General features: G+C 70.2%; 9 protein-coding genes. 1 reads left to right on the top strand and 8 read right to left on the bottom strand.

Annotated features, from left to right (window positions below):
• Positions 1-60 precede the first annotated feature (60 nt).
• Together AB0G15_RS24110 and AB0G15_RS24105 are read right to left on the bottom strand one after the other, a co-directional pair.
• Positions 61-1,431 carry a trypsin-like peptidase domain-containing protein gene (locus AB0G15_RS24110; RefSeq protein WP_362843662.1) on the bottom strand — a complete coding sequence of 457 codons (1,371 nt, stop codon included), beginning with the start codon at positions 1,429-1,431 and terminating at the stop codon, positions 61-63.
• A 199-nt stretch (positions 1,432-1,630) separates the two neighbouring features.
• Positions 1,631-2,740 carry an FAD-dependent oxidoreductase gene (locus AB0G15_RS24105; protein WP_362843659.1) on the bottom strand — a complete coding sequence of 370 codons (1,110 nt, stop codon included), beginning with the start codon at positions 2,738-2,740 and terminating at the stop codon, positions 1,631-1,633.
• Positions 2,741-2,983: 243 nt separating this feature from the next.
• Between AB0G15_RS24105 and AB0G15_RS24100 the strand changes: the two genes are divergently transcribed.
• The gene (locus tag AB0G15_RS24100; protein ID WP_362843656.1) at positions 2,984-3,454 is read left to right on the top strand and encodes a MarR family winged helix-turn-helix transcriptional regulator; all 471 of its coding nucleotides are present in this window, start codon (positions 2,984-2,986) and stop codon (positions 3,452-3,454) included.
• A gap of 121 nt (positions 3,455-3,575) precedes the next feature.
• Here AB0G15_RS24100 and AB0G15_RS24095 read toward each other — a convergent pair whose 3' ends face one another.
• The 6 genes from AB0G15_RS24095 to AB0G15_RS24070 all read right to left on the bottom strand — a co-directional run bounded on the left by AB0G15_RS24095 (position 3,576) and on the right by AB0G15_RS24070 (position 11,601).
• On the bottom strand, positions 3,576-5,111 hold the full coding sequence (locus AB0G15_RS24095; RefSeq protein WP_362843653.1) for an acyl-CoA synthetase: 1,536 nt from the start codon (positions 5,109-5,111) through the stop codon (positions 3,576-3,578).
• Positions 5,112-5,348: 237 nt separating this feature from the next.
• Complete coding sequence (locus tag AB0G15_RS24090) at positions 5,349-5,942, bottom strand: hypothetical protein (RefSeq protein ID WP_362843651.1); 594 nt, start codon at positions 5,940-5,942, stop codon at positions 5,349-5,351.
• Positions 5,943-6,111: 169 nt separating this feature from the next.
• Positions 6,112-6,768 carry a methionine ABC transporter permease gene (locus tag AB0G15_RS24085; RefSeq protein WP_362843648.1) on the bottom strand — a complete coding sequence of 219 codons (657 nt, stop codon included), beginning with the start codon at positions 6,766-6,768 and terminating at the stop codon, positions 6,112-6,114.
• The gene (locus tag AB0G15_RS24080; RefSeq protein WP_362843645.1) at positions 6,765-7,727 is read right to left on the bottom strand and encodes an ATP-binding cassette domain-containing protein; all 963 of its coding nucleotides are present in this window, start codon (positions 7,725-7,727) and stop codon (positions 6,765-6,767) included. Before AB0G15_RS24080 ends, AB0G15_RS24085 begins: the two co-directional genes overlap by 4 nt.
• 413 nt (positions 7,728-8,140) lie before the next feature.
• Positions 8,141-10,510 carry an endopeptidase La gene (gene lon / locus AB0G15_RS24075; protein WP_362843643.1) on the bottom strand — a complete coding sequence of 790 codons (2,370 nt, stop codon included), beginning with the start codon at positions 10,508-10,510 and terminating at the stop codon, positions 8,141-8,143.
• A gap of 281 nt (positions 10,511-10,791) precedes the next feature.
• Positions 10,792-11,601, bottom strand: a complete 810-nt coding sequence (locus tag AB0G15_RS24070) for a cellulose-binding domain-containing protein (protein ID WP_362843640.1) — start codon at positions 11,599-11,601, stop codon at positions 10,792-10,794.
• Positions 11,602-11,714 lie beyond the last annotated feature (113 nt).

The raw sequence follows: 11,714 nt of genomic DNA, 5'->3' as shown, positions 1-11,714 counted from the left end.
GTCGTGGACATGTCCACGACCCCGGCGGCGCGCCCGCCCCTGAGCCTTACGCGCCGAGACCTACTCGCCGGTCTTCTCGGCGAGGGTCACGGTGACGGTGCCGGGCTGCCCGTCGCGGACGTAGGCGATGGTCACCTGCTGGCCGGGCTTGAAGCCGCGGACGGCTCCGACCACGGTGGCCGCCTCGTCCACGGCCGTGTCGTTGATCTTGGTGATCAGGTCGCCCTGCTGGATTCCCGCCTTGGCCGCGGGGCTTCCCTCGGTGACCTGGCCGACCAGGGCGCCGCCCGCGTCCCCGGTGGCGTCGGTCACGCTCACGCCCAGGAAGGCGTGGGAGACCTTGCCGCTCTCGATGAGCTGCTGGGCGACCTGGTTGGCGGTGGTGATGGGGATGGCGAAGCCGACCCCGATGCTGCCCTCCCCGCCGTTGGTGGCGATGGCGGTGTTGATCCCCACCACCTGTCCGGCCGCGTTGACCAGCGCCCCTCCCGAGTTGCCGGGGTTGATCGCCGCGTCGGTCTGGATGGCGCCGCCGATGGTGGTGCTCCCGCCTCCGCTCTGCCGCTGGTCGCCCCAGCCGGGCGGGAGCTGCTGCCGGCCCTGGTCGCCGCCGACGGTCAGGGTACGGTTCAGCGCGCTGACGATCCCCGCGGTGACCGAGCCGGACAGGCCGAGCGGGCTGCCGATGGCGAGGACGGAGTCCCCCACCTTCAGCCGGTCGCTGTCGCCGAGCGTGGCCTTGGTGAGACCGGAGACGCCCTCCGCCTTGATGACCGCGAGGTCGGTGGCCGGGTCGGTTCCGATGATCTTCGCGGTGGCGGACTTCCCGTCGCTGAACTTGACCGTCACCTGGCTGCCCGGGCCCCCCTGGCCGCCGGCCTCCACCACGTGGTTGTTGGTCAGGATCAGGCCGTCGTCCGACAGCACCACCCCGGACCCCTCGCCCCCGCCGGCGGCGGTCCTGACCTCGATCGACACCACGGAGGGCTGGACGGCCTGGGCGATGTCGGCGACCGTGGTCGCGTTGCCGACCGGGCTGACCACCGGGCCGGCCGACGAGACCTGGGCGACCGCGCCACTGTTGAGACTCGTCGCGACGAAGGCCCCCGTGACCCCGCCACCGACGGCCATGGCCGCCAGCGCGAGACCGGCACCTACCTTCTGCCCGGCGCTGAGCCGCCCGCGCCGCGGGGGGACCGCCCCCGGTCCCCCGTGGTGTCCCCCGAGCCCCCCGGCCCCTCCGGCTCCCCCGAGCCCCTCGGCGGCGAGCTGCTCCGGCACCGGGTGGATCAGCGTCGGCTGCGGTCCGGTGTCGGCGGCGGCGCGGTAGGCGCCGGCGCGCGGCGGCACCTTGCCGAACTGGGTCCAGCCGTCGTTCCCGGGGGTCGCCTCGGCCGGTGTGTCCTGCTGCTCATTCCTGTTCGGGTCCATGTCTTCCCCCACGTCCTACGTCCCCCGATCGAACGGGGTGGCGGCCGGCGGTCACCGGCTACTGAAAACAATGCCCGACCGCGTATAAGACCTGGTTAAGAGCCTGATCGCGGTGATCGGGATCCTCTGACAACGGCTTTATCCGCCGTGCTCAGCGAGGGTCCCGATCACTCGAAATCACCGGGCGGACACTTCGCGGCTACTTCCCGCCGGCCCCGAAGACCTCCGCCTGGTTCTCGATCAGCAGGTTGCCGCCCTTGATCTGCGCGGCGGCGGGGCCGTCGAGGACGCCGTCCTGGCCGGGGAGCTGGCCCGAGCCGCGCTCGGGGCCGAGCGGCACCACGATGACGGGCGGCATCGGCTCGTACACCCCGACCTCTCCCTCGCCGGTGATGAGGGCGCGGATGTTCGCGGCGACGACCTCGGCCTGCATTCCCGCGTGCGCCGCCATCGGCGGGCCCAGGGTGGTGATGTCGCCGAGCGCGAAGACGCTGTCCTGCCCGACCACCCGCAGCTCGGGGGTCACCTCGACGAGCCGCCTCGCCGTGAGGGCGGGGGCTAGGTCGTCGGCGAGGTATCCGGTGAGGGGCATGGTGCCGTGGCAGCGGTACCAGATGTCGGCGGTGACCTCCGTGCCCGCCTCGGTCGTCACGGTGAAGGTCTCGGCGGTGCCGGGCTCGGTCGGCGGCGCCTCGCGCAGCGGGCTGCCCAGCAGCAGCTCGATGCCGAGCTCGTCCAGCTGTCGGCGGAGCTCGACCCGCAGCTCGGGCTTGTACGGGCCGGGGAGGATGTCGTCGCCGATGTCGGCGACGGTGATGCGCTTGCCGGGCCAGACGGCCCTGATCTCTCCGGCGAGCTCCAGGCCCACCGGGCCCGCGCCCAGCAGCAGCACCCCGTCGGCCGCGGCGAGGGCCTGGTGCGAGGCCCGGTAGCTCTGGTGCGCGACCTCGGTCTCGACGGCGTCGCTCTTGCCGGGGAACGGGTAGGAGGAGCCGGTCGCGAGCACGATGTAGTCGGCGGCGATCTCCTCGCCGGAAGCGAGGACGACGCGCTTGGAGTCGACGCTGACGGCCCGGTCGCGGACCACCCGGCCCCGGGTGAGCAGGGTGTCGTACGGGAAGTAGATGCGCGGCAGCCAGGCCGGGTCCACCAGGGCCCGCAGCGCGGCGACGTTGTGCACGAAGGCGTCCTTGGGGTCGACGAGCACGACGTCGGCCACGTCGTCGAGCGCCTTGGCGACGCGGACGCCTCCGTAGCCTCCGCCGACCACGACGACGGTGGGCTGCCAGGTGGGTGCGGTATCGCTCATCACAGGTTCCCGATCTCTTTCTGGTGCGTAATCACGGTGATCGGCACGGGTCGCGGACCCGAACGGCCGTCGGTCGAACCGGGTCACCTCACGGCGGGCACACCGACCGGGACCCCGAAAAGGGCTCTGAGCAGGTCGTACGTGCCGATGCGGATGTCCGGCATGTCGTTGACACTAACATATCGTTGAAACCAATCAACTATCTATGCGCTTCGATCATTTCGCCCGTGTTACGGTACGAGCATGGAAGTCGAGGACGTCCGGCCGCCCAGGGCCGTGGATCGCCTCGGCATGCTCCTGGCCCGCCACGGCACCGTCACGAACATCCGCATGCGTCAGGCGCTCGGGGTGACCGGCCTGACCCCCAGGCACGCCGTCGCGCTGATGAACCTCGACGACAACGGCCCCATGGGCCAGCAGGCCCTCATCGAGGCGCTGGCGGTCGATCCCAGCGTGCTGGTGGCGATCCTCAACGACCTGGAGCGTGACGGGCTCGCCGAGCGCCGCCGCGACCCCGCCGACCGGCGCCGCCACATCGTGGAGATGACCGCCGCGGGAGCCGACGCGCTCACCAAGGTGCAGGAGGCGCTCACGGCGATGGAACGGGAGCTGTGCTCCGGCCTCGACGAGGAGGAGATCGTCCAGCTCTACGGGCTTCTCAGCCGTATCAACACCTCGGCCGAGGAAGAGAAACAGGCCTGCACCGAGGAGTGACCGCCCGGGGTGCGGATCGGGGACCGGCCGCACGGGTTCCCCTGCGGCCGCCGCACGCGAACCTCACCCGTCGCGAGCGAGCCCGTCGATCAGGTACTTGAAGGCACCGCCTCCGGACGGCTCAGGAGCCGGCGGCCCGGTACTCGTCGCGCAGGAGGCGCTTGTAGAGCTTTCCCGTGGGGTGCCTGGGCAGTTCCTCGCGGAAGTCGACCGACCGGGGACACTTGTAGGGCGCGAGCTGGGACCGGCAGTACTCGATCAGCTCGGCTTCCAGCCCCGGGCCCGCCAGGTCCATGGAGACCGGCTGGACGACGGCCTTGACCTGCTCGCCCATCTCCTCGTCGGGGACGCCGAAGACGGCCACGTCCGCCACCTTCGGGTGGACGGACAGGACGTTCTCGGCCTCCTGCGGGTAGATGTTGACCCCGCCGGAAATGATCACGTAGGAGCGGCGGTCGGTGAGGTAGAGGAAACCCTCCTCGTCGAGGTAGCCGATGTCCCCGAGGGTGGTCCAGCCCCGGCCCTGGGGGTCGCGCGAGGCCCGCGTCTTGTCCTCGTCGCCGTGGTAGACGAACTGGGGGCCGTCGGAGAAGTAGACGGTTCCGTGCTCGCGCGGCGGCAACTCGTTGCCGTCCTCGTCGCACACGTGGATGACGCCGAGCAGCGGGCGGCCGACCGTCCCCTTGTGGCCGAGCCAGTCCTGGGAGCCGACGTACAGGAAGCCGTTGCCCTCGGTCCCCGCGTAGTACTCGTGGATGATCGGGCCCCACCAGTCGATCATCCGTTCCTTGATGGGGACGGGGCAGGGGGCCGCGGCGTGGATCGCGCAGGTCAGCGACGACAGGTCGTGGCGCGCGCGGGTCTCCTCGGGCAGCTTGAGCATCTTGATGAACATGGTCGGCACCCACTGCGAGTGGGTGACGCGGTACTTCTCGATGAGCGCGAGCGCCTGCTCGGGGTCGAACCTCTCCATGACGACGAGCGTGGCGCCCAGGCGCTGGAAGGACATGCAGTAGCGCAGCGGGGCGGCGTGGTAGAGCGGCGCCGGGGAGAGGTAGACGCTGTCGGCGGAGGGCGCGAACAGGAACCGGATGAGCTGCAGCAGCGGCCCGGGCGTGTCCAGCGGGGCCTGGGAGAGGGTGGGCTTGACGCCCTTGGGCCGTCCGGTGGTGCCCGAGGAGTAGAGCATGTCCACGCCCTGGCACTCGTCCTCGACCGGAGTGGCGGGGTGGGCCGCGACGGCCTTCTCGTACGACTCGAAGCCGGGGGCCACGCCGTCCAGCATGAGCCTGAGCCCGACGCCCGGGGTGCGGTCCGCGATGGAGACGGCCACGTCGGCGAGGGCGGCCGAGGAGATGAAGATCCGGGCCTCGCAGTTGTCGACGATGTAGGCGAGCTCGTCGGTCTTCAGCCTCGGGCTGATCGCGGTGTAGTACAGGCCGGAGCGGTGCGCGGCCCACGCGACCACCAGGAACAGCGGGTGGTTCTCCAGCATGAAGGCGATGTGGTCGCCCGGTCGCAGCCCGGCGGCGCGGAAGAGACGGGCGAGGCGGTTGGACTCCTCGTCCAGCTCGCGGTAGGTGACGACCCTCCCGGAGCCCGCCATGATCACAGCGGGTTTGTCGGGCGAGACTGCTGCGATCGCTCCCGGGTGCATGAAACCGAACATTACTCGGCGGGAAGTTCGGTGAGAAGCGCCCGCACGCGACTGGGCCGCGACCTCGCGTGAGGTCGCGGCCCAGGGGTGCTCAGGCCTCAGGAGAGTCCTGGCCGGGTGGATCGGAGGTGGCCGTACCCGGGAGGGTCCCGGCCGGGTGGATCAGCGTGGTCGTACTCCTGGGAGCTCGGGCCGTGCGCAGCGTGGCCGTGTTCCGGGGAGCCTCGGCCGTGCGGATCAGGCGTGGCTGTAGATGTGCTCCCAGCCACTCTGGTAACCGTTGGGGTGGCCGTGGTTGCCCCGGCTCACCTTGACGTAGATGTGCTCGGCGTTCGTGCCGGAGAAGGAGTAGTAGGCGGGCTTCTTGGAGCAGTTCTTGAAGCTCTTGAAGGTGGACGAGCCGTCGAAGCCCACGACCCTGAAGGTCTCCCACGCACAGAAGTGCTTGGGCTTGCTCCACCACTTGTGGTTGGTGAGCTTGCTACCGACGGTGTAGTGGTATTCGTGCTCCCACTTCCACGCGCGCTTCTTGAACCACTGCTTCACCCACTTGCACTTCTTTTCACCCTTGTGCCAGTAGCACTTCTTGACGATCTTGGAATACTTCTTCCAGTACCAGTGCTTCTGTGACTTCTTCTCCACGGCGACCTTGCCTTCGGCCTCCGCCTTCTCGTCACCGGAGTAGTACGGTCCCCAGGAGTCGACGAAGTGGGGGGTCGCGGCGGCGGTCTGGACGGGGGTCGCGGTCTCGGCGTTGGCCATCGCCGGGGCGCCCGTGGCGAGAAGGGCGGCCATACCGGCGCCCAACAGGATTCGGCTGGCGAATCGCATTTTGAGGGGTTCCTCTCGGGAGTGAGGATTCTGACACACATGTTGTACGATGCGCCGATTGCCCCTGACTTTCACTTCACTTGAAACACCAGGCCAAGCCAATGATCAAATCAGATTCCTTACCGGATAAATCATGAAATGAAGTTAAATGATCAGCGTGACAATCCGGTCAGTTACGCGCGAGACGGCGGGCGACGGTGTCTCCCAGGGTCTGCACGATCTGCACGACGGCGACCAGCACCACCACGGTGACGATCATCAGCGTGGTCTCGAAGCGCTGGTAGCCGTAGCGGATCGCCAGGTCCCCGAGCCCTCCCCCGCCGATCGCCCCGGCCATCGCCGAGTACGAGATCAGCGCGACCACGGTCACCGTGAGCCCCGCGACCAGGCCGGGCATCGCCTCGGGCAGCAGGACCTTGCCGACGATGGTCACGCGTCCGGCCCCCATGGCCTGGGCCGCCTGCACCTTGTCCCTGCCGACCTCGCGCAGCGCGGTCTCCACCAGCCGGGCGAAGAACGGCGCCGCGCCGAGCGTCAGCGGGACCACCGAGGCGATGGTGCCGATGGTCGTGCCGACGATCAGCCTGGTCAGCGGGAGAATCGCGATCATCAGCACGATGAAGGGCAGCGAGCGGCCGATGTTGACGACCAGCCCGAGCACCCGGTTGAGGGCGGGCGAGGGGAACAGCCCGCCCCGGTCGGTGGCGATCAGCGCCACCCCGAGCGGGAGGCCGAGGATCACCGTGAACAGGGTCGACCACAGGACCATCTGGACGGTCTGGCCGGTCGACTCCATCAGCAGCGGGAACATCTCTTCCCAGGTCATCGGGCCTCCTCGACGAGCAGGCCGCGTTCGGCCAGGTAGGTGAGCGCGGCGGCGCGCTCGTCACCGGTGACGAGCAGGCGCAGCCGTCCCGTCGAGACGCCCGCCACCTCCTCCAGGGCTCCGCCGAGGATGTTGACGTCCACGTCGAACTTGCGGACCACCTGCGACACCACCGGCTCGTCGGCCTGCCCGGTGAAGGTGATCGTGACGTGGCCCGGCTCCGGCTCCGGCAGGGGGAACAGTTCCGCGGCGAGCCTGGAGCCGGGCCTGGAGATCAGTTCGGAGATGGTCCCCGACTCCTCGACCAGGCCGTCCCGCATGACGGCGACCGAGTCGCAGATCGACTTGACGACGTGCATCTCGTGGGTGATCAGCAGGATCGTCAGGCCGAGCTCGCGGTTGAGGCGCTTGAGCAGGGCCAGGATCGACTGCGTGGTACCGGGGTCGAGTGCCGAGGTGGCCTCGTCCGACAGCAGCACCGGGGGGCTTCCGGCCAGCGCGCGGGCGATGCCGACCCGCTGCTTCTGCCCGCCCGACAGCTGCGCGGGGTGCGCGGCGGCCTTGTCGGCCAGCCCGACCAGCTCCAGCAGCTCGGCCGTACGCCTGGCGCGCTCGGCCTTGGCCACCCCCATGACCTCCAGCGGGAAGGCGACGTTCCCGGCGACCGTGCGGGAGGAGAGCAGTGCGAAGTGCTGGTGGATCATCCCGATCCGCTGCCGGGCCCTGCGCAGGTCGCCCTCGCGCAGGGAGGTCAGTTCCTGGCCCGCCACCGAGACGGTGCCGGAGGTGGGTCGCTCCAGCAGGTTCACGCAGCGCAGCAGGGTGCTCTTGCCGGCGCCGCTCTGCCCGAGCACGCCGAATATCTCACCCTCGCGGACGTGGAGATCCACGCCGTCGACGGCGACCACCTCTCGGCCCCGATCCTGATAGACCTTCCTCAGGCCCGAAACATCGATCACAGCTGGTCCCCAACACGCCCTTGCTTTGCCCTCATTCCCGACATGTTATGTGAAACCGATCACCGGTCACGAACGCCCGCCTCCGGCGGGACCGCCCGCGGCCGCACCCGCCCGCTCCCGGCGATGCCTGGTCATCACCGGTACGGGTCCCGCAGGGGGACGATCCGCTGGGCGAAGTCCTCCTTGATCGCCCGCATCCTCTCCCCGGGCGCGTAGAAGCGGCCCTCGGTCTCCCCGTACGGCGTCAGCCAGATGAACGAATCATCCGGTCAATCGGCGTGACGATCCGCCTGCTCGTATCCGTCGCACTCTCTCCGTTCGGCGGCGTATGGATCGCCGCAACAGAAACCACCCGGGTACGGCCGGCGGCCCGCCCTCTCCGGGAAGAGGGCGGGCCGCCGGGGGGACGCGGGTCAGGCGGCGGTGTGCTGGACCACCTTGGCCGGGGTGAGCGCGATCTCTAGGACCTCGCGCACGTCGCTCACCGTGTGCACGGTGAGCTCGTCGCGCACGGCCTGCGGGACGTCGTCCAGGTCGGGCTCGTTGCGCGCCGGGATCAGCACGGTCGTGATGCCCGCCCGGTGGGCGGCCAGCAGCTTCTGCTTGACCCCGCCGATCGGGAGCACCCGGCCGGTGAGGGAGACCTCACCGGTCATGGCCACGTCGGCGCGGACCTGGCGGCCGGAGAGCAGCGAGGCCAGGGCCGTGATCAGGGTGACGCCCGCGGACGGGCCGTCCTTGGGGACGGCTCCGGCCGGGAAGTGGACGTGCACCGAGCGGTCCTTGAGGGAGGCGACCGGCAGCTCCAGCTCCGCGCCCCGCGAGCGCAGGTAGGAGAGCGCGATCCTGGCCGACTCCTTCATGACGTCGCCGAGCTGGCCGGTCAGGGTCAGGCCGGTGTCGCCGGTCTCGGGGTCGGCCAGGGACGCCTCCACGTAGAGGACGTCGCCGCCCGCCCCGGTGACCGCCAGGCCGGTGGCCACGCCGGGCACCGACGTGCGCTGGCTGGACTCGGGGAGCGAGGACTCCGGCACGTTGCGCGGGCGGCCCAGGTAGGGGACCAGGTCCTCCACCGTCACGGGCAGCTCGCTCTCGCCGAGCGCGACGTTGGCCGTCACCTTGCGCAGGATCCTGGCGATCGAGCGCTCCAGGGACCGGACCCCGGCCTCCCGGGTGTACTCGCCGGCGAGCTTGCGCAGCGCGTCCTCGCCGAGGGTGACGTCCTCGGCGGTGAGGCCGGCCTTGTCGAGCTGGCGCGGGAGCAGGTGGTCGCGGGCGATGGCGACCTTCTCGTCCTCGGTGTAGCCGTCGAGCGTCACGATCTCCATGCGGTCCAGCAGCGGGCCGGGGACGGCCTCCAGCACGTTGGCGGTCGCCAGGAAGAGCACGTCGCTGAGGTCGAGCTCCACCTCCAGGTAGTGGTCGCGGAAGGTGTGGTTCTGCGCCGGGTCGAGCACCTCCAGCAGCGCGGCCGTCGGGTCGCCCCGGTAGTCGGAGCCGACCTTGTCGACCTCGTCGAGCAGCACGACCGGGTTCATCGAGCCGGCCTCGCGGATGGCCCGGACGATCCGGCCGGACTGGGCGCCGACGTAGGTGCGCCGGTGACCGCGGATCTCGGCCTCGTCGCGCACGCCGCCGAGGGCGACGCGGACGAACTTGCGGCCCATGGCGCGGGCCACGGACTCGCCGAGGGAGGTCTTGCCGACTCCGGGGGGACCGGCCAGCGCCAGCACGGCGCCGCTGCGGCGCCCGCCGACCACGCCGAGGCCCTTCTCGGCCCTGCGCCCGCGGACGGCCAGGTATTCGATGATGCGGTCCTTGACGTCGTCGAGGCCGGTGTGGTCGGCGTCGAGGACGGCGCGGGCCGCGGCGATGTCGTACGAGTCCTCGGTCCGGTCGTTCCACGGGATGTCGAGGACGGTGTCGAGCCAGGTGCGGATCCAGCCGGTCTCGGGAGACTGGTCGGAAGTCCGCTCCAGCTTGTCGACCTCCTTGAGCGCGGCCTCGCGCACCTTCGCGGGCAGGTCGGCGGCCTCGACGCGGGAGCGGTAGTCCTCCTCCTCGGAGGCGGAGGTGTCACCGTTCAGCTCGGCGAGCTCCTTGCGGACCGCGGCGAGCTGCTGGCGGAGCAGGAACTCGCGCTGCTGCTTCTCCATGCCCTCCTGGACGTCCTTGCGGATCGTCTCGGCCACGTCGAGCTCGGCCAGGTGCTCGCGGGACCACTCGACCAGCTTCTCCAAACGGTCGGCCGGGTCGGCGGTCTGGAGGATCTCGGCCTTGCGCGGGGTGCTCAGCCAGGGGGCGTAACCGGAGTTGTCGGCGAGGATCGAGGGGTCGTCCATCTGGTTGACCGCGTCGACGACCTGCCACGCGCCCCGCTTCTGCAGGATCGTGGTGGCCAGCGCCTTGTACTCCTTGGCGAGCTCGTGGGCGCGCTCACCCGCCGCGACGGCGGGGATGCGGGTGGCCTGCACCCACAGGGCCGCGCCGGGGCCGGTCGTGCCGGTGCCCACGCGGACCCGGTCGACACCGCGCACCACGGCCGCGGGCTCGCCTCCGGGGAGCCTGCCCACCTGCTCGACGATCGCCCGCACGCCCACCGAGCCGTATCTGCCGTCGATCCGGGGAACGAGAAGGACCTCCGGCTTGTTGTCAGCGAGAGCCTGTGCCGCGTCGATCGCGGCCCGGACTTCGGTCTCCGACAGGTCAAGCGGGACCACCATGCCCGGCAGCACGACCTCGTCGTCGAGCGGCAGGACCGGGAGGATCAAGCTCTCACTCATGTGAACTCCAAGGGTTGAGTTATACACACTCAATTAATGGGAGCCGGAGAATGTTCCCGAGGTTGAGCGAGTTCGCTGTGAGCGATCGTAATCGTGTAATCATGCCTGTTCGGATGAGTCGGCGTCCCCCGGGAGCGCACTGTTCCGGGTCCGTCCGGGTGAGGCGCACGCCCCCGCAGGGGGGACGGACAGCGCGCCTTCACCCGGCCGGACCTCCGGTTCCGCCGTAGGACAGGCCCTGACCGTTCAGCGAGGACGGGGCGTCGGGCCGGCCCCCTTCCTCACTCCTCGAAGCACGGGATCCCGTTGACCCGGAAGAGGGTCGGGGTGGGGTTGGCGCCCGTGTGGGTGCCCTGGAAGCCGACGACCAGGGACTCCCCGGCAGCGAGGTCCTTGTTCCAGGGCAGGCTCGCGGCCGTCACCGCACTCCCGGTCTGCGACCAGGTGGCCCCCCAGCCCGAGGTCACCCGCTGTCCGGAGTCGGCGAAGGTGAACGTGAGCCGCCAGTCGGCGAGGGGCACGAGGCCCTTGTTGGAGATCCTGATGTTCGCGCTCATCCCGTTGCCCCACTTCCAGGAGTCGTACTTCACCCTGCAGGTGCCGGGCTCCGGGGGGAGGTCGTTGTAGATCGTGACGGCCGTCGTCGCGGATGGGGGGCTCACCTCGCCCTTCGTGTCGACGGCCACGACGTACACGTGGTGGACCTCCAACGGGATGCCGCGCGGGGGGAACGGAAAGAAGATCGTCGTCTCGGTGACCGCGGGCTGGAGGGTGGCAAGCCGGACGGCCGTGCCGTTCCTGTTCTCGTACACGTAGTAGCAGGCGATGCCGTGCGGATCGGTGGAGGCGGTCCAGCTCAGGTGCGCCTGGGTGAGTATGACGCTCACGACCGTCGGCGCTCCCGGCGCGGTCGGCGGGGTGCTGGAGGGCGCCGGGGTCTGCGGCGCCGTACGGCACGGGGGGGCGGGGGACGGAGAGGCCGCCGGCGCCGATGACGGCGCGGCCGTGGCGTTTCCGGCCGCCAGGAAGACGAGAGCGACGGCCGTCACTCCCCCGCCGACCCAGCCGGCCAGCCATGTCGTTATCCGCATCGATGTGCCCCCTTCAATGATCGATCCTTTCCACGAAAATCACACTCCGGACGGAACCGGTCAACGTCGCGCCGCCACCACGGCCGGATGGCCTGGTGAACGGTGCCGGCCGA

This window comes from Streptosporangium sp. NPDC023825 (genome assembly GCF_040639575.1).
In the GTDB taxonomy this organism is placed as follows: domain Bacteria; phylum Actinomycetota; class Actinomycetes; order Streptosporangiales; family Streptosporangiaceae; genus Streptosporangium.
The sequence above is the reverse complement of the archived record's forward strand: the minus strand, read 5'-3'. Positions and strand labels throughout refer to the sequence as shown.

Excerpts from the sequence above, each read along its gene's own strand:
- lon (WP_362843643.1), bottom strand. The coding sequence starts at position 10,510 with ATGAGTGAGAGCTTGATCCTCCCGGTCCTGCCGCTCGACGACGAGGTC.
- AB0G15_RS24095 (WP_362843653.1), bottom strand. The coding sequence starts at position 5,111 with ATGCACCCGGGAGCGATCGCAGCAGTCTCGCCCGACAAACCCGCTGTG.
- AB0G15_RS24085 (WP_362843648.1), bottom strand. The coding sequence starts at position 6,768 with ATGACCTGGGAAGAGATGTTCCCGCTGCTGATGGAGTCGACCGGCCAG.
- AB0G15_RS24110 (WP_362843662.1), bottom strand. The coding sequence starts at position 1,431 with ATGGACCCGAACAGGAATGAGCAGCAGGACACACCGGCCGAGGCGACC.
- AB0G15_RS24090 (WP_362843651.1), bottom strand. The coding sequence starts at position 5,942 with ATGCGATTCGCCAGCCGAATCCTGTTGGGCGCCGGTATGGCCGCCCTT.
- AB0G15_RS24100 (WP_362843656.1), top strand. The coding sequence starts at position 2,984 with ATGGAAGTCGAGGACGTCCGGCCGCCCAGGGCCGTGGATCGCCTCGGC.
- AB0G15_RS24105 (WP_362843659.1), bottom strand. The coding sequence starts at position 2,740 with ATGAGCGATACCGCACCCACCTGGCAGCCCACCGTCGTCGTGGTCGGC.
- AB0G15_RS24070 (WP_362843640.1), bottom strand. The coding sequence starts at position 11,601 with ATGCGGATAACGACATGGCTGGCCGGCTGGGTCGGCGGGGGAGTGACG.